Annotated in this window: 21 protein-coding genes; 9 read left to right on the top strand and 12 right to left on the bottom strand. The window is 40.8% G+C overall.

Annotated features, from left to right (window positions below; translation table 11 throughout):
* The first annotated feature begins 205 nt into the window (after positions 1-205).
* The 4 genes from FDP09_RS03745 to FDP09_RS03730 all read left to right on the top strand — a co-directional run bounded on the left by FDP09_RS03745 (position 206) and on the right by FDP09_RS03730 (position 7661).
* A complete protein-coding gene (locus FDP09_RS03745) occupies positions 206-778 on the top strand; it encodes an RNA polymerase sigma factor (RefSeq protein WP_187328787.1) in 573 nt (190 codons plus the stop codon).
* A gap of 155 nt (positions 779-933) precedes the next feature.
* Positions 934-2004: a FecR family protein gene (locus tag FDP09_RS03740; protein ID WP_137401368.1), complete on the top strand. Its 1071-nt coding sequence runs from the start codon at positions 934-936 to the stop codon at positions 2002-2004.
* A gap of 119 nt (positions 2005-2123) precedes the next feature.
* A complete protein-coding gene (locus tag FDP09_RS03735) occupies positions 2124-5633 on the top strand; it encodes a TonB-dependent receptor (RefSeq protein WP_137401367.1) in 3510 nt (1169 codons plus the stop codon).
* A 30-nt stretch (positions 5634-5663) separates the two neighbouring features.
* The gene (locus FDP09_RS03730; protein WP_137401366.1) at positions 5664-7661 is read left to right on the top strand and encodes a RagB/SusD family nutrient uptake outer membrane protein; all 1998 of its coding nucleotides are present in this window, start codon (positions 5664-5666) and stop codon (positions 7659-7661) included.
* Positions 7662-8240: 579 nt separating this feature from the next.
* Here the strand turns inward: FDP09_RS03730 and FDP09_RS03725 are convergent.
* The 4 genes from FDP09_RS03725 to rpsU all read right to left on the bottom strand — a co-directional run bounded on the left by FDP09_RS03725 (position 8241) and on the right by rpsU (position 10565).
* Positions 8241-8828 (bottom strand): phosphatase PAP2 family protein, encoded by a 588-nt coding sequence (locus FDP09_RS03725; RefSeq protein ID WP_229683387.1) that lies wholly within the window; start codon positions 8826-8828, stop codon positions 8241-8243.
* A gap of 266 nt (positions 8829-9094) precedes the next feature.
* The gene (gene hpf / locus FDP09_RS03720; protein ID WP_137401364.1) at positions 9095-9400 is read right to left on the bottom strand and encodes a ribosome hibernation-promoting factor, HPF/YfiA family; all 306 of its coding nucleotides are present in this window, start codon (positions 9398-9400) and stop codon (positions 9095-9097) included.
* A 31-nt stretch (positions 9401-9431) separates the two neighbouring features.
* Complete coding sequence (locus FDP09_RS03715; protein ID WP_137401363.1) at positions 9432-10316, bottom strand: tyrosine-type recombinase/integrase; 885 nt, start codon at positions 10314-10316, stop codon at positions 9432-9434.
* A 54-nt stretch (positions 10317-10370) separates the two neighbouring features.
* Positions 10371-10565: a 30S ribosomal protein S21 gene (rpsU, locus tag FDP09_RS03710; protein WP_015264664.1), complete on the bottom strand. Its 195-nt coding sequence runs from the start codon at positions 10563-10565 to the stop codon at positions 10371-10373.
* Between the two features lie 186 nt (positions 10566-10751).
* On the opposite strand from rpsU, the gene ruvB reads away from it, so the two are divergent.
* Both ruvB and queG read left to right on the top strand, forming a co-directional pair.
* On the top strand, positions 10752-11789 hold the full coding sequence (gene ruvB / locus FDP09_RS03705) for a Holliday junction branch migration DNA helicase RuvB (RefSeq protein ID WP_137401362.1): 1038 nt from the start codon (positions 10752-10754) through the stop codon (positions 11787-11789).
* A gap of 46 nt (positions 11790-11835) precedes the next feature.
* Entirely contained in the window at positions 11836-12813 is a 978-nt protein-coding gene (gene queG, locus FDP09_RS03700) for a tRNA epoxyqueuosine(34) reductase QueG (protein WP_137401361.1), read from the top strand.
* 26 nt (positions 12814-12839) lie between these two features.
* Here the strand turns inward: queG and FDP09_RS03695 are convergent, their stop codons facing one another.
* Entirely contained in the window at positions 12840-14525 is a 1686-nt protein-coding gene (locus FDP09_RS03695; protein ID WP_137401360.1) for a PAS domain-containing protein, read from the bottom strand.
* 1181 nt (positions 14526-15706) lie between these two features.
* On the opposite strand from FDP09_RS03695, the gene FDP09_RS03690 reads away from it, so the two are divergent.
* The 3 genes from FDP09_RS03690 (at position 15707) to FDP09_RS03680 (ending at position 18790) form a co-directional block, all read left to right on the top strand.
* Positions 15707-16057, top strand: a complete 351-nt coding sequence (locus tag FDP09_RS03690) for a hypothetical protein (protein WP_137401359.1) — start codon at positions 15707-15709, stop codon at positions 16055-16057.
* On the top strand, positions 16038-16751 hold the full coding sequence (locus tag FDP09_RS03685) for a DUF4240 domain-containing protein (RefSeq protein ID WP_137401358.1): 714 nt from the start codon (positions 16038-16040) through the stop codon (positions 16749-16751). The genes FDP09_RS03690 and FDP09_RS03685 overlap by 20 nt, the downstream gene beginning before the upstream one ends.
* Positions 16752-17560: 809 nt before the next feature.
* Positions 17561-18790 (top strand): IS256 family transposase, encoded by a 1230-nt coding sequence (locus FDP09_RS03680; protein ID WP_137401357.1) that lies wholly within the window; start codon positions 17561-17563, stop codon positions 18788-18790.
* 106 nt (positions 18791-18896) lie between these two features.
* Here the strand turns inward: FDP09_RS03680 and FDP09_RS03675 are convergent, their stop codons facing one another.
* From FDP09_RS03675 to FDP09_RS03645, 7 genes are all read right to left on the bottom strand, one after another.
* Positions 18897-20012 (bottom strand): Fic family protein, encoded by a 1116-nt coding sequence (locus FDP09_RS03675; RefSeq protein WP_137401356.1) that lies wholly within the window; start codon positions 20010-20012, stop codon positions 18897-18899.
* 508 nt (positions 20013-20520) lie between these two features.
* Positions 20521-20775: a hypothetical protein gene (locus FDP09_RS03670; protein ID WP_137401355.1), complete on the bottom strand. Its 255-nt coding sequence runs from the start codon at positions 20773-20775 to the stop codon at positions 20521-20523.
* 180 nt (positions 20776-20955) lie between these two features.
* Positions 20956-21270 carry a hypothetical protein gene (locus FDP09_RS03665; protein ID WP_137401354.1) on the bottom strand — a complete coding sequence of 105 codons (315 nt, stop codon included), beginning with the start codon at positions 21268-21270 and terminating at the stop codon, positions 20956-20958.
* Between the two features lie 3 nt (positions 21271-21273).
* Positions 21274-21507: a hypothetical protein gene (locus FDP09_RS03660; RefSeq protein WP_137401353.1), complete on the bottom strand. Its 234-nt coding sequence runs from the start codon at positions 21505-21507 to the stop codon at positions 21274-21276.
* Positions 21508-21688: 181 nt separating this feature from the next.
* On the bottom strand, positions 21689-22528 hold the full coding sequence (locus FDP09_RS03655; RefSeq protein WP_137401352.1) for a hypothetical protein: 840 nt from the start codon (positions 22526-22528) through the stop codon (positions 21689-21691).
* Between the two features lie 16 nt (positions 22529-22544).
* Positions 22545-23240, bottom strand: coding sequence for a hypothetical protein (locus FDP09_RS03650; protein WP_137401351.1), 696 nt, complete (start codon positions 23238-23240; stop codon positions 22545-22547).
* A complete protein-coding gene (locus FDP09_RS03645) occupies positions 23237-25114 on the bottom strand; it encodes a hypothetical protein (protein ID WP_137401350.1) in 1878 nt (625 codons plus the stop codon). The genes FDP09_RS03650 and FDP09_RS03645 overlap by 4 nt, the downstream gene beginning before the upstream one ends.
* Positions 25115-25804: the final 690 nt, after the last annotated feature.

Genomic DNA, 25804 nt, shown 5'->3' with positions numbered 1-25804 from the left:
TGATTTTTGGAAAAAATTGCATTTAAGCGGATACATGCTTATGGCAGCAGGTAAGTACAGGGAGGTTTTTTATTTGTGGAAAATAACTTTGTATAAGCTACAAAAACCCAATGAACTGTAGTTCTTTCAATTATTAGTCTTGCAGCTTGATCTGAAGTGTAGGATGGGGTCAGAAGAGACCATGCTGAATCAAAACCCAGAACCAATGAATTATGAAGGACTAAACGATACGCAATTATGGAAGCTGATTTCGGCGGATGACAGGAAGGCGTTTGGCTATTCTTTTAACCTGTATTCCAAAGACCTGTTCCGGTACGGGCAGAAATTTACCAGCGCTCGTCAAGTGGTGGAGGATGCCATCCAAGATGTGTTTTTGGACCTTTGGCACAAGCGCAAGACCACCAGTATCGATACGTCTATCAAGTTTTACTTGTTCACCGCCTTCAGAAGGGAAATTATCCGGAAGCTGTCCAGGTTCCGTCTGCAAGAGCCGATGGACTATTTTGCTCCTGACCATCTTTTGGAGGCTTCACACATGGAAGGGATCATCCTACAGCAAGGAAAGAATGAGTCCAACCAAAAGCTATATAAAGCCATTAAGAACCTTTCCGAGCGGCAAAGGGAAGCGGTTTACCTTCGTTTCTTTGCCGATTTGACCTACAAGGAAATCTCCGATATGATGGGCATTAGTGTGGAAGCGTTGTATAACCTGATTTTCAAATCCATCAAACTACTCAAGGAATCCCTCCGAGAAAGGGTGCATTATCAAACAAAATAGTTTGTTGTTTTTTGATCTTTAAGGCAGGAGCGTTACAAAACTAATAATCTATAGAGGGGAATTTTGAATTTTGTGTAAAAATGAAATTTATGTCTGTGGATCGTGATGAGATTTTGATCAAATGCTCCCCTTGATATAAAAGGGCAAATAGAATTTTGGATAAACCATACCAACATATAGCAGATTTCCTTGAGGACGAATCTTTCCGGGACTGGGTACTTGGAAAAGGCAATGTGCGGAGCCTGTACTGGGAAAATTGGCTCAAAGCATATCCCGACCAAGCAGGGATATTGTTCGATGCCAAGGAGATACTACAGGCTTTGGAAAGAGAAAATGTGGAGGATGAGCAGTGGCATAATGCTGACCAAAAAAGGCTCCTGAGCTCCATCAATGCATCGATTGATCGGGCGGAAGATCGGCCATTAAAGGGCAAGTTCCGTGAGCATTATCCTGCTAGGGCACATCAGTTTATTTGGCTAAAGGTATCGGTGATCCTATTGTTGATGGTAGCGGGTGCTGCCTTGATCAGCAATTTGGACAACATAACCCATCAGGATGGCATTGGCCAAGAAGAGCTGGCTTGGGTCGAGCGGGAAGCACTGCCGGGCGAGAAGAAGAAAGTCTTCCTACCTGATGGAAGCAGTGTGGTCCTGAATGCAGCGAGTAAACTCCGTTACCGAGCGGGTTTCGGAACTGCACATCGGGACATAATCCTTTCGGGTGAATCCTATTTTGAGGTGGCGAGTGATTCGTTGTTGCCGTTTCGGGTTTACAGCGGGACGCTGATGACTGAAGCAATGGGGACAGCCTTTAATGTTTCGGCATTTGAAGGGGAGGCCACCGAGGTGAAACTCGTGGAAGGAAAAGTAAAGGTGGAGCTGCAGCCCGAGGTCAATGCCGAGGTGGACAGGATTTACTTGGACCCGGGAGAGCAGGCCTTGGCATCTTCCGAGGTTTTTGCTAAAGGGAAATTTGACCAAAGGACTGCCCTGTTATGGACAGAAGGGACATTGTATTTTGATGACCAGCCATTGGCGGATGTCATAAAGGCACTCGAACGATGGTATGGTGTGACGATAAAGGCAGAAGGAAATAAACATTCTGCGCTACGGGTCTCGGGGGAATTTCACCGGGATAATCTGGAAAATGTGCTTCAAAGCATTTCTTATTCATTTGATTTTGATTTTAACATTCATCAGAAGGAAGTAACCATTCAATTCAATTAGCATTAGTCAGTATGATAACATAACCCAAAACAACAATTATTCCCAATGAAAAAGCTGAAGGTTGGGTCTGACAAAGTTCCGATCTGCAGCATTAACAATTAACCTAAATACCAATGATTATGAAGAAAAAGTTATACAGCCTTTACAGCCTGGGCAGGTTATGCCTGGTAGGGTTGGTATTACAGGTGTTCTTGATCAGCACCTTGCATGCCGAGGGGTATGCAAACCAAGACCCAAAAGACCTGAATGAAATTATGGTGAGCCTAGAGGCAAACAATGCTTCAATGGAGGATGTGTTGGCCACGCTCAAGGCCAAGACGGATTTTTCGTTTGTATATAACAAAGGCATGGTCAGCAAGCTTGCTCCGGTGACCATGCAGGTGGCCAATGAAAGCCTTGAGCAAGTTCTTATGCAGCTGGCCGCTTCCCATAAGCTGTCATTCCAGCAAGTGAATGACCGCATCAGCGTCAAGGCGGCCTCCACTGCTACCGCTGAGGTGACCCGTGCTGAAGCGAGGGTGACCATCACCGGTACCGTGACCGACGAAGAAGGTGGTCCCCTTCCAGGCGCAACCGTTTCGGTAGTAGGAACTTCCAAAGGAACGGTAACGGATGCGGACGGTAAGTATTCGATAGATGTAGAAGAAGGCGAAACACTACAGTTTAGCTTTATTGGATTTGAAAAGCAGCAAGTAATTGTAGGCAAGCAATCGGTAATAAATATCACCTTGGAGCTAGATGACAATTCGTTAGAGGAAGTGGTAGTGACAGGTTATGGAGAGGTGAAAAAGGAACATCTTACTGGTGCAGTAGAGACGATCGATCCAGAAGAATTCCAAGATCTGCCTACAGGCAACTTAAGTGCTGCTCTTGCAGGCAGGGTACTAGGTGTAGGAGTGAGTGGAGGAAATACCCGCCCAGGTACTGCCGCTTCGCTGACCATTCGGAATCCTCAGTCTTTTTCAAAAGATGGGGGAAATAACTCTCCGTTATACGTTATTGATGGAGTGATTCAGATTGCTGCTGATGGTAGTAATGACAATGTTAGATTTAACAATTTGGATCCGGCTGAGATTGAAAGTATTTCCTTCTTGAAAGATGCTTCAGCAGCCATTTATGGCTCTAGGGGAGCCAATGGTGCGGTGATCGTCACTACTAAGAGAGGCCGCGATGGCAAGCCAAGATTTAGCTATAGTGGCTCCTATGGAGTAAACGATGAAGCCTATCGAACTAAGATGCTTAGTGCGTATGATTTTGGGAGGTATTATAATATCATGAATGGACCTAATGGATCAGGAGAATATGCGGATAGTGAACCAGAAAATTATATCTTTTCACAGGATGAATTAGATCATTTTAGAACAATAAATTACGATTGGCTAGAGCAAGCATGGTCTCCCGCTTCCAATATGAGACATAATCTTAATGTAAGTGGAGGGACAGACAAGGCAAATTATTTTGCGAGTGCCTCCTATTTTACCCAAGATGGAAATTTAAGCACATTAGATTATGATCGATGGAATTTTCGAGCTGGAGCAGATATTGAAGTTGCGGATGGGTTGAAAGCTGGTTTACAGGTTGCGGGTTACTATTCGGATAAGACTAAGACGTTCAATAAGATAGGTGGTGAAAATGATGAGAATGATTATAAAAACCTTTTGTTGACACCACGCTATATCCCACCATATGTCAATGGTTTCCCTGTGGATTTACCTGATGGTGGAACTGGAGATTATCATTTTTTCGAAATTCAGGAGTTGGATAACCTTGCTACTGATACGGATATGAACATGAGTGTTAATTTATTCGCTGAGTATGAGATGCCCTTCTTGGAAGGCCTTAAGGCAAGGATCTCTTACGGCAGGAATATGGGAAGTAGTAGAGGAACTCAAGTAGGAACTCGCTACAGGTTGTATCAGTTTGAAGGCCTAGGAGAGTATGGTCATATCTATGATGGAGCAGAAGTTTCTGGAAGTAGGGAATATAAAAACGGAGACCGACTCTATTATTCAAATGATAACTTTATTTCTACCCAAACCAATTTCACGGTGAATTACGCTAATGATTTTGGTCAACATTCTGTCAGTGCATTGTTCAGTATAGAACGAGCTGAGGCAGAGAATTCCAATGAGTGGGTAAGAAAAGAAGAACCTGCCAGCTTTACCAATGGACAGTTTAGTTCAGCATTTGGCGAAATCGACGGTTGGACCAGAGGATCTGAATCAGGATCTCTAGGCTATATAGGTCGGGTAAATTACAGTTTTGCAAATAAATATTTGGCTGAGTTTTTATTTCGATCAGATGCATCGACCAAATTTGCACCGGAAAACTATTGGGGTAAGTTTTATTCATTGTCAGCAGGCTGGATCATTTCTAATGAGGACTTTTTTACCGCTTCGTGGATAGATTTCTTAAAGTTTAGGTATTCTGCCGGTTTACTTGGAAAGGATGATACCAAAGCTTGGCAGTGGAGACAGCGATATACCTTTCAAAATGGTAAGGGAGCCGTGTTTGGTGGTGATAATGATGCAGGAATCGGTATGAAGATGGAGTCATCCCCTAACAGAGACGCTACTTGGAGTGATGATTTCAAAAATAATTTTGGGATTGACGCCAGGTTCCTTAACAGTAGATTGTCAGCAACGGTAGAAGCTTTTTATAACAAGGGCACCAACCTTTTAATGGAAAGGACTGGTAATGTCCCAGTAACCGTAGGTGGAACAGTGGCTGCTGAAAATTTCGGTGAAATTGATTTCTTTGGGTATGAACTTTCTGTTGGATGGAATGACCAAGTGGGAGATTTCCGTTATGGGATAGACGGCCGATTCTCTTGGTATGACAACAAAGTTAAAGTCAGCAATTTTAATGAAATTGATGTTTTATATCCTTGGAATGCCCAACCTAACGCTTCTACAGATAGAGGGGTTTGGGGAATGGATTACTTAGGTATGTTCAAAAGTCAAGAGGATATCGATGCTTATGTAGAACAATATGACATCACACAAGTGTTTGGTACTGTCGTAGATGAGCTTAAACCAGGAATGCTTTATTACCGCGATGTAAGGGGGCAATTGCAGTCGGACGGAACGTTTGCAGAACCTGATGGGATTATCGACGAAAATGACCAAGTTCAATTGGCCAAAAGAGAATCCAATCACTATGGATATGGTATGACCATTAAGCTAGGATACAAACAGTTCAGCTTGAATGCGGTGATCGCGGGTTCATTTGGTGGATGGTCTGAGTACGATGCAAGAAAAGCAATGGAGCAAGAGATTCCAGATTCCTACGAAAGTGTTCCAGCATTTTGGGGAGATATTTACGATCCTGAGCTAAACCCAACGGGGAATTTTCCTAATCCATATTGGGAAGATATAAGTCTTAATCCAAGGTCAGAGTTTTGGAGAGTTAGTGGGTTCAGGATGGCCATGCGAAATGTGGATGTGAGTTATAGGCTCCCAAAGCATGTGGCCGATAAACTTAAGATCAGTAGCGCAAGGATATATTTCAATATTCTGAACCCCGTTAATTTTTATAACCCATTCAGTTATAAAAGCTCTGTCGGAGGGTCATGGGATAATTATCCAGTCTTAAGAACCTACTCTTTGGGCTTAAATCTTTCCCTTTAATTTTATTAACAACCCAAAATTTAAAGAGCAATGAAGAAAATGAATTATATATGGGGCTTTGCACTAAGTATAATGGTGTTGGCCAGTTGCAATGATGATTTCTTAGAGGAAAAGCAGGATTTGACTGGAGTAAATGAAGAGGTCTTTCAAGATCCTCACATGGCTCAAGCTTACGTAGATTATGTTTACTATTTGTTTTCACCAGGAGATAATGGGCGGAATCTGATCTGGGATCTTTTTGGAGGATTCGAATTTTCAAAAAACACCGATGAGATGCCTGGTCGAAGTGCATTAAATCAAGAGTATTCCCAAATTTCCTTTACCGAGGATCATGCCTTGGAATATTTTGGAGAGCGCATGGGCACCAGTATTAGGAACAATACCTGGACCCGTATGAAGGAGATTAATCTCTTTTTGTCAGAAATTGACCAGCACGGACTTCCAGAGGAGCTAAGAAATGAACTTAAGGGTCAAATGTACTTTTGGAGGGCTTGGCAGTATTTTGATTTGGTCAAGCTGTATGGAGGAGTGCCTTTAGTATTGGAACCTCAAAATCCAATTATTGCCGATGCGGAAGAAACCCAAGTTCCAAGAAGCAGTACAAAAGCATGTATTGATCAGATTGTGGCTGATTTGGATATGGCAATAGAATTATTGCCTGGCAGATGGACTGGTGATGACTGGGGCAGGATTACCAGCGGAGCTGCAGCGGCCTTCAAGAGCCGCGTATTAGTGACTTGGGCCAGCCCTTTATTCAATAGAGATGAAGATCCATCCAGATGGCAATTGGCATATGATGCTTCAATCGAGGCAAGGAGTATCCTTGAAGGGAATGGCTTCGGACTATACAAAAAAGGAAATCTTGAAAATGGTCAAGCATGGGGAAATATGTGGTTTGAAGAAGTGGATAATCCTGAAGCAGTAATGATCTATGGATTTAATGATACCTCATCAGATCAAATAAAGAAAAACAATGGTTGGGAGAAAGCTTGCCGCCCAAGGAACCTAGGAGGTGATGGCAGGATGGAACCGACGATACAACTAGTGAATTCTTTCCCTATGGCAGATGGTCGTCCGATCGCAGAGTCACCAAACTATGAATATGATCTCAACCATTTCTACCGTAATAGAGATCCTAGGTTTTACCATACCTTTGCCTTCAATGGAGCCCTATGGCCTTATGATGAAGATGGTGACTATAGACATTGGAGCTATAGGTGGTATAATTCTGAAGGTGATGAAACACCAAATAAAACCACAGAAACTAATGGAGCAAACTCCAGTGGTATTTATATGAAGAAGTCTACCAATCCAAATGCTTCAAGTGCTGATAATTTTGCATTTAGTGGAACTGATATTATGGAGATTCGTTTTGCAGAAGTAGTCTTGAATATTGCCGAGTCTGCTATCGGTATTGGCAATATCCAAGAAGGGTTGAATGCCATCATGGAGATCAGGGAGCGTGCAGGCGTAGAAAACCTTGACGGAACTTACGGGTTGGGATCTGGCTTGAGCAAGGACCAAGCATTTGCCAAAGTAATAGAAGAGCGTAAGATAGAATTTGCCTTTGAAGGAAGGAGATTCTGGGACCTTAGAAGGTGGTTGTTGATGGATGATGAATTTGGGTACACCCAGAGGTTGGGTTTTGAACCAATTAATGGAATGAGAAGAATGGGTATTTATGTGGTGGTCAAAGACCAAGCTGGAAATTCATACAGCGGGGATGCTGACCCTATGATTGCTGATGCTGATGGTAATGCTCCGATTATTGACCGTTCACCGGAGGAATACCCGGATGGTATAGAAACAGAAGAGGAATATTTGGATTATCTCTATGACAATTATTATGAGGTACAGATCAAAGATGATTTGGATCCAACCAATAACAATTGGGAATTTCACTGGTATCCGGAGTATTATTTCATAGGATTAAATGAAGATGTTTTGAGCTCTTCACCATACCTAGAGCAAACTGTGGGCTGGAATAGCTTTAGCGGCGATGGCACCTTCGACCCGCTTGCCGAGTAGAAATTTAAATGGTTTAATGATAACGAAAGCCTTCCCGAGCCGGTATCCCGGTGATCGGGGAGGTTTTTTTATTTCTTTTTTCATCATTAGCCTGCCCCGAAGGCTTTCAAGGAAAAAATGGAAAAGGGTAAAGCCACCAAGGTGATTAGGTTTACGTGGCCAAAGTCAATCAAAAAAGGTGTTCCTTGATATATAAAAAGGAGGATATGCCCTTAATTGAACAGCATTGATCCTGAAACATGTATTGGCCTATCTGTTGTGGACCGAATCTACTTTAAAATTATTCACTTATCTGCCTGTTAGAGCTTAGCTTTTAACCTGAGCTCGACTTAATTTTAGTATAAAAAGCGTCATTGCAAACCCTTTTAAGGAGGATGTGGGTCGGAAAAGGGTGTGGCAACTCGCCGCGGCGAGCTGCCACGGCTTCCACCCCTCAAATCTTCCTCTAAGCCTCGCAGTGACGATTTTATAATCGAACTGAGGTTTTTAGGCTAACGGATGTTCGTTGCTTAAAATCTATATACTTGTTGATAGCTGTGCTCGCTATGGATCGTCAATTGCTGGTGATAAGCAGGTTTGCTAAAAGGGCCATTTCCAAGGCTTGATCCGGATTCGGAGCGGCTGATAGCCTGGTTTTAGCTCAGAAAGCGCTACTTTTTTCTTTCGGAGCAAGCCTTTTTTGTAAGGTTTTCCTTTAAAGTAAATCCTCACGATGGCCCTGGCGGCAAATGCCGAGCTCACTCCCAATACAGAGCCGGCCAGTACATCAGCAATAAAATGTTGCATTAGGTAAACTCGGCTAAATCCAATCAGTACCGCTGCGAGTAGGAATCCCAGCTGTAGGCGATGTCGCTTGGGGTAGAGCATGGCCAGCATGGTGGTGAGGGCAAAGGCTGTAGCAGTATGGCCCGAAGGAAAGGAGTGCCAGTGATACATGGGTACGCCAGCTACCTGCACGATGTCGATGTCCTTAAAAAATTCTGCCGGACGTGGTGAATGGACAAAAACCAACCGCTTAAGGACCACTGAAAGCACCATATGGATGGCGGCGTTAAACACACAGAGTAGGCCGTGAGCGAGCCGGTACGTAAGTAAAATGGGAAATACAGCCAAAAATATCAATCCGTCCCCGATATGGGTGATTATAGAAAAAAATAAATCGGCCATTAAAAAATGATGCCGATTAATAAAAAGCTCGTAATCCCCTTTGGGCACATTTAATAAAACAATCCCGCCAATAATAAAAGTCAAAAAATAAAAGAAAAGGTAAACGTCCGGTATAGATTTCTTTTTCATCGCTTTATGTTACTGTACCAAAGGTAAAAGCTTCTCATTACAAGTGCGTTAAGTAAAAATCATGGCTACGTTAAAAAAACAAAACCCGCTCACTTGAGCGGGTTTGTCATTGCATTATTTGGAATTGGGTTATATTGTCATTGTCGTGCGAGTACCATTTTTTCCTTGAACTTCTTGATCTGTCTCCGGAGGCCCTCGATAGCCTCATCAGCAGCTCCCTCAAAGCTGTCTGTCTGATGTTTGGCAAACAACTGCTTTCCGGGCACATTCAATTTGATTTCAACGATCTTGTTCTTATTGTTCTCATTTTTGTCGAGCCTCATAAATACTTCACCGTCTATTATGTGATCATAAAACGTATCCAGCTTGTCAGCTTTTTTTTGGATAAAATCAATCAGTTTTTGATCTGCGTCGAAATGGATTGAATGCATTTGTAATTTCATAGTATTAACGTTTTAAAAGTTAAACTTTTATTTAGGCTTTAGGATGTGCTTGATCAAACACAGCCTTCAGTTTTTCCATAGAATTATGTGTGTAAACCTGCGTAGCCGCAAGGTTGGCATGTCCTAGCAAGTCCTTTACCGCATTGAGGTCAGCCCCTTTGTTGAGCAGGTGCGTCGCAAAAGTGTGTCTCAGAAGGTGAGGACTACGCTTGGACGTCTGCGCAAAAAGGTCTAAATATTTCCTCACTATCCGGTAAATTATCATAGGGTATGCTTGCTTTTTACTAATAGTAACGATAAAATAATCACTCTCGTTTACATTTGAAAATGTTTCTTTAAATTCTTTTTTGTATAAAATAATATTTCCTAAAAGTATGTCTGTTAATGGTATTATTCGTTGTTTTTTTCTTTTTCCGTAAACTTTTACCGTTTTATCCGATAGGTTGATGTCTGCCCACCTTAATCCGATCAATTCTGAAAGTCGGACTCCAGTCATGTATAAAAACTCCATGACCATTTTATCACGCTGTCCTTCGAAATCCGCTTCGTACGTAACTTCATTGAGTAATTGCTCCATGGTGGATTCCTGGACAAATTCGGGAAGCTTCTTTGGGGTTTTTAAGGCCCTTAATTTATAAGTGGGGTCTTTGGAAATTTCTCCTGACCGGAGCAAAAATTTATAAAATGACCTTAATGTCGCCATTTTTCTGTTGACGGTAGTGGCAGAAAGCTGTTGCTCTACCAAATCTACGATCCAAGCCCTGATTTCACCATGACCGGCCTGGGTGATGTCTTCCGTATTGAAGGACAGTTTTAAAAATTCCTTGAACTGTTCAAGGTCTTTTTCATAGGCAAGTACCGTGTGTGCGCTGGCCCGTTTTTCGTGTTCAAGATAGTTTATAAAAGAAAAGAGCATATCGATGTAATTCTTACACCAATATGCTCAATTATTTTCAGGAAGGAAAATTAATTATTTACCTTCTTCGTCTCTCAGTCGTTGTTTGTAAGAAGCTTTGATCACTTCTGTTCTTCTTTTTACAGAAGGCTTTTCAAAATGCTGACGAGATCTCAGTTCACGGATTGCTCCGGTTCTGTCAAATTTCTTCTTAAAACGCTTTAGCGCTTTTTCGATTGATTCGTTCTCTTTTACGTTTACTACGATCATATATAACACCTCCTTTCGGCTGCAAAGGTAGAAAGATGAATTTGGAAAACCTATAATCCATCAAGAATTATTGCTTTTCGTCACCAATAGGTGCCAGTAGCTGGTTGGAGTTGGCCATTCCGAGGTTCCACTTATGCCTAGAGGATGCAAACATTTCCTATATTTGTAGAGGAGGAACCAGTAAATATGAGAGAAGACTATCTTAAGGGTGATGATGAGCACATGAGCCAGACAGACAAGGACTTTGAAAAAGCCTTGCGACCGTTGAGTTTTGATGACTTTACCGGGCAGCAAAAGATCGTGGACAACATCCAGATTTTTGTGATGGCTGCAAAAAAACGCGGGGAGTCCCTGGATCATGTACTTTTACACGGTCCTCCCGGCCTGGGGAAGACCACCCTGAGCCATATTATTGCCAATGAGCTGGATTCCAGTTTGAAGATTACTTCAGGTCCCGTATTGGATAAGCCATCCGATTTGGCAGGACTACTGACTAACCTGGACGAGGGTGATGTGCTGTTCATTGATGAAATCCACCGACTCAATTCCATTGTGGAGGAGTACCTTTATTCGGCCATGGAAGATTTTCGGATAGACATCATGCTGGATTCAGGGCCCAATGCCCGCTCGGTGCAGATTTCCTTAAATCCCTTTACCCTCATTGGGGCCACGACCAGATCAGGCCTGCTTACTTCACCCTTACGTGCGCGATTTGGGATCAATGCGCGGTTGGAATATTACGATTCCAAACTGCTGACCACCATAGTTATGCGGTCTGCCCATATTTTGGGAGCGCCTATTGACGAAGTGGCGGCCTATGAGCTTGCCCGTCGCAGCCGAGGCACGCCTAGGATTGCCAATACGCTCTTACGACGGACCCGCGATTTTGCAGATATCAAAGGAAATGGTACCATCACCCTCGAGATCGCCAAAGTGGCCTTGGATGCCTTGGATGTGGATGAAAATGGCCTTGATGAAATGGATAACCGAATCCTTACCACCATAATTGAGAAATTTAAAGGAGGGCCAGTTGGGATATCGACCATCGCCACGGCATGTGGAGAAGAAGGAGAAACCATTGAGGAGGTTTATGAACCCTTTTTGATCCAGGAAGGTTACTTGAAAAGGACCTCCAGGGGGAGAATTGCCACGGAATTGGCTTATAAGCATCTTAATATCCGCCCTCATTTTGGCGGTCAAAGCGGTAGCCTCTTTGGGGAATAACGTTTTGGGGGTGGTTTTTTGGCTGGGATAAAATGGAGCAGTGGTAATGGCAGCAAAGATTCAAGAAGATAAACATGCGGCAATCATCAAGCGACTCGCACGATCGTTGGGTTTTGATTTTTGTGGGATTGCAAAAGCAGGATTTTTGGAAGATGAGGCGCCTAAGTTGGAAGCATGGTTGGCAAACCATTATCAAGGAAAAATGGCCTATATGGCCAATTATTTTGACAAAAGGCTGGATCCTACCAAGCTGGTGGAGGGAGCCAATTCCGTGGTTAGCCTTATATATAATTACTATCCCGATAATAAATTGCCCGAAGGCGAGAAGGATTATAAAATCGCCAAGTACGCTTATGGTAAGGATTATCACTTTGTCATCAAAGATAAACTGAAGGAATACCTGCATCGGCTAAAGGAGGAAGTGGGCGATGTGGAAGGCAGGGCTTTTGTGGATTCTGCACCTGTCATGGAGCGTCAGTGGGCTGAGAAAGCAGGATTGGGCTGGAGGGGCAAAAACAGCTTGCTGCTCAACCGAAACATGGGGAGTTACTTTTTTATTGCTGAACTGATCATTGATCTTGAGGCTACATCTGATGATCCCGTTACCAAGGATTATTGTGGCAGTTGTACGCGGTGCATAGACGCTTGTCCCACGGATGCCATTGTCCAGCCAGGAGTGGTGGACGGAAGCCGGTGTATTTCGTATTTTACCATTGAGCTGAAAGATGAACTGCCCTCTTCGATGAAGGGTAAATTTGACAACTGGATGTTTGGTTGTGACATTTGCCAGGATGTGTGTCCCTGGAACCGTTTTGCCAGGCCCCATGAAGAGCCCGAATTCCGGCCGCATCCGGAAATTCCGGAAATGACCAGGCGCGATTGGGAGGAGATTACGCAAGAGACCTTTAGCAAAGTATTTCAGAAATCTGCCGTTAAGCGGACGAAGCTGTCCGGCCTCAGAAGAAATATCCGTTTTTTGATGGACTCTACTGATGAAAAGATCAAAGGTCAGGGTGAGGATTGAGCACCGTGGCTTTTAGAAAAGGATTTTCAATTTCTTACTTTCTGGGCCCTGTCGATGATGCGGTGTACTATATGATCCAATTCCTTGCATGATGCTGCCATTTCATCCAAAAACTGTTTGTCTGCATCTTCATCGAATCCGTATTCTTTAAGGTAATCAACCATCCCCATCAGCCGGGATAATGGAGCCCTTACTTCGTGGGATTGCATCCAGGTAATTTCAGAAAACTCTTGGTTTTGGCGCTCGATTTGATCTATATATGCTTTGATTTTGGAGAGGTCTTGCATCGTGCCGACCATTTTAATGGCTTCTCCATGTTCGTCATAGATGATGAACCCTTTATCAAATACATTTGCATATGTGCCGTCACTTTTGCGGAAACGGTACCTTTCTTCCCAGCGCGTTTCCAGTTTTTGGGAAACATGCTTTTTTATTTTGCCCAATACATGGTCTTTGTCCTCCGGGTGCAAATGGTTTGCCCAATGCTGGATAGGGGTTTTGCCAAGAGGTGCTTTATGGCCAAATAGCCCTTCGTAGTTTTCGTTCCAAAAGATTGTTTGGTCCTTGAAAGACCACTCCCAAACAGCTTCTTCAGAGGCTCTGGTGATAAAGTCGTAGCGTTTGTTGACCAGTTGGATGACGTGATTGGCTTCCTTTAGTTCGGTAATGTCATTAAAGATAACAAGGGAGCCTTTCTTGCCTATTCCGTAGTCAAATGCACTTGCAGTAAATAGTATTTGTAGTGGCTTGCCGTTTTTGGAAATCAGTTTGGTGCTGCAGCTTTCCATTTTTCTTTTGCTCAGTTGTAACCCAAGATCATTTAAGAAGTTTTTATAATCTGATTCTGTAGAAAATAAAGCCTTTAGTGTGCCGAAGTCCCCGTTATGCATGTCCACTCCGAATAATTTACAGGCGCTAGGGTTGAGGTAAACAATTTTGTGTTCAGGAGATAGGGCGATTACGCCATTTTCGATCTGTCGTACGATCTTGCCAGAGGCGATTGAAGATGATACGTCAAACATTTTGAATTTCCGGAGTGCTATAACGGAGGCGAAGGAAAAACAGGTAAGGCTAGTAGAGGTTACCGGTATATCGGCCTTGCCCATAGCGGAAAAATAGACTTGGGTAATCACTCCTTGAAGAACAGGTAAAAATGTGCCTAAGAACAATACCAAGATTTGTTTTCGCATAATAGGCGAGTTTTCCTTGTTAAAATACTCCCTTATCAATATGCCCAGGCTGGCCAAGGCCAATAGCGCAACCCAGGCACGGCTCAGCAGATCATAAGAACCTGGACGGATTCCGGTGATGTATCCCCAGTTTTCATCATAGCTAAGGACTACTTCGTCCAGATTGGCCAAATAGCAAATGTAGAGTATTCCCGAAATACCATAAATAATAATGAGGAAGGAGCGGTTTTTGATGACGGAGTGGTCGATATAAAAACAGATAAAATGGAGTATCAATGCACCTAAGAACATCCATCCAAAATCCAATGAGCGTGAAATGTGACATGCTGTTTCGTGATCAACATTAAACCTCATTAAGGTGTCTTGGATTTGCCAAACAATCAAAGAGACCAAAAATAAAAGGAAAATATTGGTTTCTCGGGTACTGGGGTATATCCAAAAGATATAGCAAAATATGGCTATGTTGAATAGTGCAGGCACCAATGAAAGGGATACATAAAATAGGTCTATGTCTTGCAACATATATAGCTTCGTAGGGAATAAGTATGTGGCTGTTATGTGTCGTCATTGTCAGGAAAACAATAACGACTATAATGCTGTAAATATATTAAATTATGTAATACATACACAAATAATTAAATATCAAACCTTTGTAAAGGACAAAATGGCAGTAAAAAATAGATAGATATACCAGTTGCTATAGGTTATTGAAGAAAATACGTTTGTTTTACTAGTGCGGTTGGGTGGAGAAAAGAGGGTTGATCTGTATGTATTACAAACTGAAAGGTCAGAAATGTTGGATCAAACTGTATTTTTATGGGTGTAGTTTCACCAAAAGAATTTTTCCTCGGTTTATCAATGTCGTTTTGTTAGTGTGTATCTGGAAACTACACCTCCCAAAAATTGAGTGACAATACAGGTTTAAAAGGGGGACAGGTTCATTTTGGTTTTATAACGCTGAATTTATTTGAATCGAAAAATTCAAAAGAGGCTCTTATTGCCATATAAGCCCGTTTTTCAATTCAAATTTTTGAATGGTCTTTTTTCTTTTTGATGTAAAAAGCCGAAAATCGACCTATTTGAAGATGGACAAATTTCAGAAAACGAACCTTTGATTTGGAATTGAATTCATTTGCACGTTTTGGAATATTATTTCCACTTCGTAAAATTCGTACGGTACGAGGGGTACGAGCCGTACGAGGTGTACGAATTTTGGATTGTTTTAAAGGACTTTAAAACTTTTTCACGGTTTTCATCTAATTCTTAGCATAGGCCATATTAGTCAACAGTGCTTAAGCTTCCTAGAGCCTAAGAGTTCTCACAGGTTGAGACTACTCGGTTTTAATTGCAATAACTTTTGAAATTGGTTAAAATCACTAAATTAGAATTGGCAATAGCCATTTTTGATAATAATACTACTCTTACTATGCAGCTTCTCATTCACACGCCTTGACCACGGTGTCTCCAAAATCTTTAATTGGCCAGATAATCCATTTGGAAATAGATCAACCATTGGTTTTACGTCACTCTCTTTCTGAAAATACCTTGTTTAGGGTATTTTTTGATATTGGGAGATGGTGTAGTTTTATGGACTTATCGGTTTTATATTTATATAAAAGTAAACGTTTATTGATGTTGGCAGAGTGAAGTTATAATATACGTAATCAGCTTAAGTATATACAAGTGTTGTAGTCAATAATAGAATGAAATATCCAGACGAAGTAGATTTAATGTCATTTTTTGAATGCGAGCCAATATCCCTGGATTCGCATGAGGTCCCATTTTTCTACAATGAATCTACCTATCAGTATCTTAATGCAAAAAATCAATCGTTTACTGTCAAAATTTGTCCTTCGTATGGAGAAGTAAAGTTTTTTGTCAAAAGTAATTCTATAGAATTGTCAAATATCCAATTAAGTAGTGTTTCAACACTATCTATCTTAAGTGATAGAAAAGAAGAGAAAAGACTAATGATAACTTCTAAAAACTATACCATAAAAATCACCCTGAAGCCTGAACTGCAGCTTGAATTAATTGAAGAAAAAGATATCTAATGAAATAGCAGAAGTTACATCTAACAAAAAATATAAAATGTCAGATTTTACGTACATAATTTGGGCCATCATAATTTGCAGTGGAGTCTATCAATTTGTAAAAAGACAGAAGGAAGACAAAGAGGCTGACGAATACTATGATCAAAGAAGAAAAAGTGACCTGAAAAAACTATTGGAGAACAGAAAAACAAGAGAAAACTATCAATTGTTTGACAAAGAAAAGTTCTGGGGACTAATCGAAGACCTTGATCAACGAAGTAGTGGTAGCTATAAAAATCAACTTGGTCTTTTTAAGGACTATTTAATAAAACTAACGCCAGACCAATTAATCGAATTAGACAACTTATTCAACCAGTTAATCAGGGATGGTATAAACTGGGATGTTGTTGGAGCTTCATTTATAATCCTTAAATCTAGCAATATTGAAACTGTCGCAATATTAGTTTCATGGCTAATTTCAAAAGGGGAAGTCTTTTATAATAATTCAATATTAGATGTAAACTTTATCTTAAAAAAAGAAATCATAGAATTGACCGAATTAATACACTCTGACATAATCGCAGAAGTATATTATGATAAAACAAATGAGTTATTACCACTGACAACCGAAGAAGAAATTAAAATAGATGGTGCCAAATGGAAAGAAAGCGAACTACCATCTAGATTTTCCAATCTATGGAATGCTTATGCATAATTGCTACATACAATAGCAGGTGCAAACAAAACCTAATCGCTGCTTATTTTGAGTTAAAAAGTATTCTTATTCGTTGCACCCTTCTTATGGTCCTGACTAACGGTTTTTAAAAAAAGTTAAATTATATTGATTGGTACGTTGTAGTGCAGTAATTTGAAATAAAATGTAATCGCGTAATGAGCCTGAACGGTTGGTGGGTATCAAGCCTGGCTTTCGAACCATGGCGCCTCATCCGAATAGGGAATGGTTCCATGACTGCAGAAAGGGAAGCCTTCAGTTCATAACGAGAGTAACTTTTTCACTTGAGTTTTTTGGTAACCGCAACACAGGCTTCAATACTTGTTTATGAATCTGGATTTGGTAAAACACTGTCAGGTTTTTGATTGCTACAATGTTTCTCAAAGCTTATTGATCAATGGACGCTTAAAAATATTGAAGAGTTTTCAAAATAGAAACTCATCTTAGCCACTCTGTGTCACTTGCTTCAAGAGACATCAGGAATTGAATTGTGCACACAGTGTGTGCATTTTTCCGTCTACTATTTTTCGCACGGCACGAGGGGTATGGTTCCTGCAATGCTTTAAAGAAATTTTAAACGCTTGTTCATGCTTTTAACTCCATTCGTAAAAAAGTATTCTACCCTGTTGGACTATTAACCGACTGCATAATATGCACCCTATGAACCAAGAGGTTCACAGCCTGTCAAACATACTTGCAGGAAATAGTCCTATGTGAGGTTTAGGGGAGACTGTAATCTAAACTCTGTCTGAGACTTTGAAAATCAATTAAAGTTTATAAGATAGAGTGTTATGAGCGAAGAACAAGAATCAGCATTTAAGAAGAAAGTACTTGACCAGTTTTTATCAGGAGAGTCCCTGTTCGGCAAGAACGGTGCGCTGTCTCCGATGTTGAAGGAGTTTTTGGAGGAAGCCCTCCAGGCTGAGATGGACGAGCACCTTCGGGATGAAGATGCAGGCCACAGTGCAGGCAACAAACGTAACGGCAAGGGCAGCAAGCGTGTGAAGAGCAACTTGGGAGAAGTGGAGATCGAGACGCCCCAGGACCGTCACAGCAGCTTTGAACCTAAAATCGTCGAGAAGCGCCAGCGTATCCTTGCCGATAACCTTGAGAAGCAGATCATAGGGATGTACGGGCTTGGCAGTAGCTTACGTGACATCTCCGGGTACATCAAGGAAATGTACGATACGGAGGTCTCCACGCAGGTGATAAGCGATATTACCGACCGTGTCGTCCCGAAAGTCAAGGAGTGGCAGAACAGGCCGTTGGAAGAGGTCTATTGCATTGTATGGCTTGATGCCATGCACTTCAAGGTACGTGAGGAAGGGAAGGTACGCCATAAGGCCCTATACAATGTATTAGGGATCAACCGTGAGGGGAAGAAGGAGGTACTGGGCATGTACCTTTCCGAAAGCGAGGGGGCGAACTTCTGGCTACAGGTACTCAGCGATCTACAGCACCGTGGAGTACAGGATATCCTGATCGCCTGTACCGATAACCTTAAGGGCTTTCCCGAGGCGATCGGGTCGATTTTCCCGAAAACAGAGATCCAGCTCTGCGTGGTCCACCAGATCCGGAACAGCCTGAAGTACGTGGCCAGCAAAAACCAAAAGGAGTTTGCCGGTGACCTGAAGAAGATCTATAAGGCCGAGACAAAGGACCTGGCCGAATCGGCATTGTTGGAACTGGAAGAAAAGTGGGGGAAGAAATACCCCATAGTGATCCGTTCCTGGAACGACAACTGGGAGAGGCTGAGTGCCTTCTTTGCCTATACACCGCCCATCAGGAAGCTGATCTATACCACCAATGCGGTGGAAGGCTTCCATCGGCAGGTAAGAAAGGTGACCAAGACCAAAGGGGCATTTACCAGTGACATGGCACTTCTAAAGCTGGTCTATCTGGCCACGCAGCGGATCGAGAAAAAATGGACGACCCCTTTACAGAACTGGAGCTTGACAGTCCAGCAGTTGGCCATTAAATTTGAGGGGAGGCTCCGGTTGGACATCAATACGGAAACCTAATTATTTAGTGAGAATTTTTTCCCTTCCCGGGGGCTAGCCCCCGGGAAGGGAAAGGACAGAGTTGAGATAACACTCCCGTTTAGGGGTGGGATCCCCCTTTGCCTACTCAATTACCAGCTGGCATTCCTATCAATTCGTAATTGGTGCTTCTTCCTCCTGCTGCTTCTTTTTGCAAGATTCCTTTCTCAATAAGGTCGTTAATATCCCTAACTGCTGTATCTTTAGAGCACTTTGCGATCTTTGCCCATTTGGAGGAGGTTAATTTCCCGTCAAAACCATCCATTAGCCTATTCAATAATTTTCTTTGTCGGTCATTTATTGCAGTATCTATGTGCTTCCGCCAAAAATCTGCTTTGAACAGAACTTTTGAAAGTATTAAATCCGTGGACCTTAAAGCGTTGATCAAACAGTTTAAAAACCAAACCATCCAATCAGTTATATCCAAATTCCCCTTTTGCGTTTTTTCCAATATCTCATAATACTGTTTTCTTTCCAACCGAACCTGGGCAGACATACTGTAAAAACGTTGGTTACTTTTGTCAGCTTGCGCCAACAGCATATCCGTCAATGCCCTTGTTATCCTTCCATTTCCATCTTCAAAAGGGTGGATGGTTACAAACCATAAATGGGCGATTGCTGCTTTCATTACCAAGTCCATTTTACTGTTGTTGAACCAATCTAGAAATCGGGTCATTTCTTTTTCAACCAGGTTGGAATCAGGCGCTTGAAAATGAACCCTTTCTTTCCCCATTGCCCCGGATACTACCTGCATAGGCCCAGTAGTATCTTTTCTCCAATCTGCTACGGTAATTTTGTACATCCCACTTCTTCCTGTTGGAAACAAAGCTGCATGCCAGTCAAAAAGCCTGTCAGCTGTCAATGGGTCAAAGCATCTTTGGGTAGCGTCAAGCATCATTTCTACTACTCCTTCAACACTTCTGTCAGCATCCACTGCTCCTGCTACTTCCATACCCAGTCTACGTGCAATTGATGAACGCACTTGGTCAGGGTCAAGGAATTCGCCTTCTATCTCCGATGATTTTAATACATCAAGGGTCAATGTATCAAGTAGCGCCTCATTTCTCAAATCGAAACCCAATGTTTCCATTTTTCCAATAAGCCTACCCTGTAAATTTCTTGCCTCACTTAACAGGTCCAGGAAGTCATTACTGTTCCAGGTAAATTCCGGCCAATTATCTTTTTGATGTATAAAAGCTTTCATTCAATGCACTGTTTGCAACGAATATAAACTTTATTCGTTGCTGATCAAAATTAATCGTTGATCATCTTGCATCAAATAGTATCCTTATTCGTTGCACGGTTGCCTCTTTTGCTTTTGACTAACGCTTTTTATGGTTGACCAAAAAGAAAAACTAGGCTTGAAATAGCAGTTTACAAATAATAGAACATTATCATTTGAAAACTCATGCTAAAATTCTTGTTCTATTCAAATTGATTTGGAATACAGGTGAAAAGGGGGACAAATTTGAGTCATTTGGAACCAATTGGAATTGATTTGAATCAAATGAGGTTTATAAACTGCACCACAAACCCTATAAAACACAAAAAGTTGACCATGAATGATCAACTAATTGTTTAGTAGCGGGAACAGGGCTATTTAAAAATACTGGTAAACAGTGTGTTATGAAAAAAGGGGGACAAATAGGGGGACAGGTTCATTTTGGTTTTATAGCGCTGAATTTATTTGAATCTCATTATTCAAAATCGGCTCATATTGCCAGATAAGCCAGTTTTTCAATTCGAATTTTTGAATGGTCTTTTTTCCTTTTGATGTAAAAAGCAGAAAATCGACCTACATGAAGATGGACAAATTTCAGAAAACGAACCTTTGATTTAGGATTGAATTCCTTTGCATGTTTTGGAATATTATTTACCCCTCGTAAAATTCGTACGGTACGAGGGGTACGAGCCGTACGAGGTGTACGAATTCTGGATTGTTTTGGAGAATATAAACACTTTTTCATGGTTTTCATTCCATTCTTAGGGCTGCACAAGAACTGTATTTTTTGAGCCCAAAACTCCAAATATAAAATGGGGAAAAGGCTTTCTCTAAGATCATGCCATACGCTGCATCAATTCGTTCAACACTGTATTCAGACCGGGCTGTTGCAGCCGTCAGACTGCTTAGTTAGTGTGTGCAGACTTTAATTTTCATGAATCAGTCCAAATGTGCTTAAATTTTCCTGCACGAAAAGATAATCAATCTTATCAATTGTCTTATTGATTTCTTCCTCGCTCACTACAATTGAAGTAGTGTATAGCATCGTATGTACTCCATTTTCATCATCAGTTACAAAATCAACTCTTCCATAGGTTTGATTTTCAATTTCGTGAGTTTTCCTAAATGCCAGATAGATTTTATTAAACTTCTCCGGTTTCCATGGTGTATTAAAAAAACCGTAATGATGCTGATAATTTATTGCTTTTGTACTTACAATCAGTCTTTCCTCACCAAACAAATTCTAAAGGGTGTATCTGCCTAATACAAAACACATCACCGAATAAAAAACCAAAGCACCCAAGAAAATTAGTCCCTGTTCTCTTTCTTCTGCTTGAGAAATTATAAGTAATGGCCCAGTAATCACAATTAAGCAAATAAACACCAAAACCAACTTTATTGCTACTGGTGGACGGGGTACAAAAGTTAATTCAACATTTAAATCATTGGAATCAATCTTTAAGTAATTATTTTTCATTTCTGACTAGCGTAATAAAAACAAATTAAATACGGGCTGTTTCCAGCCTCAAACCCTTATATGCATTTCTGAATTTATCGATTTGTCTCACCCGAAAATCGGGATAAGGTGGTGTGAGAGGCGCACCTCGTCAACTTACCGATTGGCGAGACCGTCTACACGATTACCTTCAGTTTTAATTTCAAGAAATCCAAAGTTGTCTCTTTGCTTTCAGTTTCCATTCTCCATTAATTCGTTCAACAAAGACCAGATAGCCGTATCCACAATTACGCCCACAATATTCCTTGTAATAATAACAAGCCTGATTCTTGCCTTGATTGAAAACGACCCTTGAAAATGTTAGAGTTGCGACAACACGATCCTGTTCAGATGGTTCAAAATTGACAGGTCTAAGTTCGTAATCCCCAATATTAGAAAGTACTTGAAAATTAAAAGGTTCCTTGTTCAATTTGGATTCAAGTAACTTACTTGTCAAAGTCCTCCAGGAATCATCAAGTTGAAAGTTCGTTTTAAATCCTTCTTTAGTTAGTTCATAAGACAAGTCAAGAAAATCAAATCGAGGCACAATCAACGATTCATTAATTTGTAAGATAATATTACGTTTATCTCTCTTGGGTTTGTTAAGAAGTTCATGCCATTCCATTGAGTCTTGGTCGTATTGGGCCCAATCGAAATTGTGAAATTCGTCCAATAAACTGTCACGTTGTAGTTTCCATTCTTTTGCCCTAGTCAAACTATCCTTGGGTTCGTATTCAACTCCGTCCAGTTCAATAGTTAGTTCCAATTCGCCTTCAATCTCGTTGTATATAGAGTCCGGATGAATTGGCTTATATGGCGGTGGTGGTTGCGGTTCGTTGTAGTAGTAAGTCCCTACCATATCCATAAATGTAGCATTAATCACTTCCAGTTCATGGGACTTCTTCGAAGTACAACCAATTAGGAAAATTCCAATTAAAGTAAAAATCGTTCGTGGAGTAAGCAATGAAGACAACACTGCATAAGGATAAATCATTAAGTCCATCTGGAAATTAATTTTACTACAGTTTAAAACCTATACCCAATGTCATTCTTAAACCGTCCCATTGGGAGGCTAAGTTGTTCCCATCTGATGTCCTAAAAGTGATATCATTATCCGAAACGACTTTCATGTCACCATGAAATTGGATTTCTCCACCTAAACCAAACTGGATAATAAACGGTTTCACTTCATGAGCAATTATAATTCCTGGACGAAGACCATAATTTATTCCTTTTAATTTATAGTTTTCACTTTCAAAGTTATCTTCTATTTCAAATTCAGAAGTCATTTCCTCACTTATAGATGCTACAGAACTATGTAGGGTTAAGTATATGGGCCATTCTACTGATTTGTTGATTCTATACTGCATAAAAGGACCAATTTGAAAAGATTTCAAAACCTGATCCATCAAAGCATGACCAGAGTAATCCTGATAGTGCAAACGACCACCAGTTGAAGTGTATTCTACCCAGAGTCCGATAGATGCATGCTTTGAAACGTTAAAGCCCAAAGCACTACCAAATGTAGCGAAGGGTGGAAACGTATGTGTCTTAGCATATGGAATTGGTGAGTTTTTCATGAAATCTTGCTGGAATAACTTTTGAGATTTCATTGAATAGGTTCCCATTCCTACCCGAAACATTAGTGTGTTACTTTCTTGAGCATAGCTTAAAGAGAATAAAAGTAATAAAGGGACGAAAACAAATACTTTCATGGTGCAGTTTTGATAAAACCAGCCTTATTTAAAAGGTGGCCGTTTGAATATTGGAGTAATGGTCCACTAAAAGATTGCTCGAATTGCATGGTGTTTAAGTCAAACAAGTCTATATTATCAGAATAAGTAAATCCTATTAAATTTGTGATGGGATCATAGTCCATTTTATTCAAGCCTGATTTATAGGGAATGGAAAAATCCCTTAATCTATTAAACGTGCTATTGGTGTCCTGTGGGGGGGACATCAAGTTATAGACTCTTATATAATCTCCATCAGTATAGTGTGTCAGTTCGCTTTGCCTAGTAATTGACATTACCTCCTTTCCACCAGGTAGAAAGGCATGGTCTCCCCCGTCAATTTTACCCATAGGATGATAATGACCATCTTTGAGTTTTAATATCCACCCCTCGTAATTGGCATAGGGTACACCAAGGTCCACCGCAATATACTCTCCATCATTGGAGACCGTGGGAGCATAGTGGTTGCTAGGTGGTGAATGCCATAAAACCTCACCACCATTGGTATCTAAAACCATAGCATAGTGGTCTCCCTTCCAAAATTTCATGGCGAGCAGGCCATTATCAGTAACATTGCCTAGTTTGACGGTAGTCAGCAGAGAATTTTGGTCCGTAAATTTTTCAATCGTAGGTTCTATTTTATGATGGGTAACATTAAAGTCAATAGGGTTAAAACTGATTAAATGACCATAATCATCGCTTATAAAAACCTTTGATTCATCAGGAGATACGGTTAATGAAAGATTCTTGTTCAAACCTTGGTCATTTAAAGAAAGACTGTCCTCAAGCACAAAACCCTCGAGATCATATCGGTACATAGTTTCATTACTTGTAATCAATAGTTTGTTTCTCTCCTTCAGCATCGCATAAGCAATAAATGGTTTAAGGTTTGGAGTTGGCTTTAAATCCACCGAAATGCTAGCCTTTTGAGATAGATAACCGGTTCTGTATAAGCTAATTATTACATGAAGTTCCTGCATAAAACCTGGTTTGCCGATTAGGATTTCTCCACTTGATGAATAGGGGTATGGCTTTGGACTATCAAAGAGCGAATATTCCATAATGGACATCTGTACTTTTTCTGTATTTATAACACTATTGGACCAAACAAGCCGAACCATTCCTTCCGCATCTTTTGTGAGTTTAAAATCAGCAGGTATTTGATACACCTCATCGCTTCCAATAACTTCCTTGAAGTCAAACCCTTTGGCTCTTATCATATTGCTTTGGGCTCCACCTACATATCCGTAGTCTATAAAATGGTTTGCTTGGGGATCGTAAATTAAAGTATCTCGTAAACCGTGACGGAGGATTTCATAGATAAAATTGCTTTGGGAATCTGGACCATTCCATCTATAAGTTAAGTAACCGTTTTCAAAACCTCCTCGATATGAATCAAATTCAGGTGGAGTCGGGTCAATAATAACCTTAAATGATTGTTTTATGACATAAAATTCAGCACCTGCCACATTAGCCAAACTTCCTGATTCAGTGTCCACATGAAGAACCATATCTATTCTATGCTCTCCAATTTCCATCGATTCTGAATTCAATATAAAATCAATACTATTTTTGTAAATGGTAGAATTTATCAATGAACCATCAAGTTTAATTTCGCTAGAAATAATTTTATGGTCTAACTCTTTCAATCGGAAGTGAAGTCTGGTCGGCTGTAGAAGGTAATAGGGATCTTTAAACCCTGGATCATTCACTATGAAGCTTACCATGATTGGTTCTGGTGGCTTAATGGATGAGATGTACTCATCGTGAGGACGAAAAGTACATTTGAAAAAAATCAAAGTAACTAACCAAATCCATACTATAGATGGGGTTTTTCTAATAACATTTATTTTCATTAGATTAAATACCAACTTTATGTTTTTCCAAACCCCAATTATACCAGAATTAATTAACCTAAAAAATACCCCATGTGGGGTATTTTTTACTTGTTTTTTGATTTATATCTTGGATGGTTTGTATCAATATAAAATTTCTTCCATTTGATAATGATGAAAAAACACCTTCTCCTACTCTACCTAGCTTTATTTTTTGCATTTGCCCAGGCATATGGTCAGACGGTTTATGTGACCAAGACGGGCACCAAATACCACCAATCCTCCTGCAAGTATTTAAAATATAGCTCAATAAGCCTCCGGTTGGACATCAATACGGAAACCTAATTATTTAGTGAAAAATTTTCCCTTCCCGGGGGCTAGCCCCCGGGAAGGGAAAGGACAGAGTTGAGATAACACTCCCAGAATAACTTTTGCTTCTTTCCGTCGGTAGCTGTGTCGTGTTAAATCGAACTACCATCTAGATTTTCCAATCTATGGAATGCTTATGCATAATTGCTACATACAATAGCAGGTGCAAACAAAACCTAATCGCTGCTTATTTTGAGTTAAAAAGTATTCTTATTCGTTGCACCCTTCTTATGGTCCTGACTAACGGTTTTTAAAAAAAGTTAAATTATATTGATTGGTACGTTATAGTGCAGTAATTTGAAATATAATGTAATCGCGTAATGAGCCTGAACGGTTGGTGGG

It is taken from the genome of Echinicola rosea (assembly GCF_005281475.1).
GTDB classification, from domain to species: domain Bacteria; phylum Bacteroidota; class Bacteroidia; order Cytophagales; family Cyclobacteriaceae; genus Echinicola; species Echinicola rosea.
This window is presented reverse-complemented; position numbering and strand designations above follow the sequence as displayed.

What these genes read in the sequence shown, in the direction of transcription:
- FDP09_RS03745 (WP_187328787.1), top strand. Translation starts at nt 206, where the DNA reads ATGAATTATGAAGGACTAAACGATACGCAATTATGGAAGCTGATTTCG.
- FDP09_RS03735 (WP_137401367.1), top strand. Translation starts at nt 2,124, where the DNA reads ATGAAGAAAAAGTTATACAGCCTTTACAGCCTGGGCAGGTTATGCCTG.
- FDP09_RS03730 (WP_137401366.1), top strand. Translation starts at nt 5,664, where the DNA reads ATGAAGAAAATGAATTATATATGGGGCTTTGCACTAAGTATAATGGTG.
- FDP09_RS03725 (WP_229683387.1), bottom strand. Translation starts at nt 8,828, where the DNA reads ATGGCCGATTTATTTTTTTCTATAATCACCCATATCGGGGACGGATTG.
- hpf (WP_137401364.1), bottom strand. Translation starts at nt 9,400, where the DNA reads ATGAAATTACAAATGCATTCAATCCATTTCGACGCAGATCAAAAACTG.
- FDP09_RS03715 (WP_137401363.1), bottom strand. Translation starts at nt 10,316, where the DNA reads ATGCTCTTTTCTTTTATAAACTATCTTGAACACGAAAAACGGGCCAGC.
- rpsU (WP_015264664.1), bottom strand. Translation starts at nt 10,565, where the DNA reads ATGATCGTAGTAAACGTAAAAGAGAACGAATCAATCGAAAAAGCGCTA.
- ruvB (WP_137401362.1), top strand. Translation starts at nt 10,752, where the DNA reads ATGAGAGAAGACTATCTTAAGGGTGATGATGAGCACATGAGCCAGACA.
- queG (WP_137401361.1), top strand. Translation starts at nt 11,836, where the DNA reads ATGGCAGCAAAGATTCAAGAAGATAAACATGCGGCAATCATCAAGCGA.
- FDP09_RS03695 (WP_137401360.1), bottom strand. Translation starts at nt 14,525, where the DNA reads ATGTTGCAAGACATAGACCTATTTTATGTATCCCTTTCATTGGTGCCT.
- FDP09_RS03690 (WP_137401359.1), top strand. Translation starts at nt 15,707, where the DNA reads ATGAAATATCCAGACGAAGTAGATTTAATGTCATTTTTTGAATGCGAG.
- FDP09_RS03680 (WP_137401357.1), top strand. Translation starts at nt 17,561, where the DNA reads ATGAGCGAAGAACAAGAATCAGCATTTAAGAAGAAAGTACTTGACCAG.
- FDP09_RS03675 (WP_137401356.1), bottom strand. Translation starts at nt 20,012, where the DNA reads ATGAAAGCTTTTATACATCAAAAAGATAATTGGCCGGAATTTACCTGG.
- FDP09_RS03670 (WP_137401355.1), bottom strand. Translation starts at nt 20,775, where the DNA reads ATGAAAAAGTGTTTATATTCTCCAAAACAATCCAGAATTCGTACACCT.
- FDP09_RS03660 (WP_137401353.1), bottom strand. Translation starts at nt 21,507, where the DNA reads ATGAAAAATAATTACTTAAAGATTGATTCCAATGATTTAAATGTTGAA.
- FDP09_RS03655 (WP_137401352.1), bottom strand. Translation starts at nt 22,528, where the DNA reads ATGGACTTAATGATTTATCCTTATGCAGTGTTGTCTTCATTGCTTACT.
- FDP09_RS03650 (WP_137401351.1), bottom strand. Translation starts at nt 23,240, where the DNA reads ATGAAAGTATTTGTTTTCGTCCCTTTATTACTTTTATTCTCTTTAAGC.
- FDP09_RS03645 (WP_137401350.1), bottom strand. Translation starts at nt 25,114, where the DNA reads ATGAAAATAAATGTTATTAGAAAAACCCCATCTATAGTATGGATTTGG.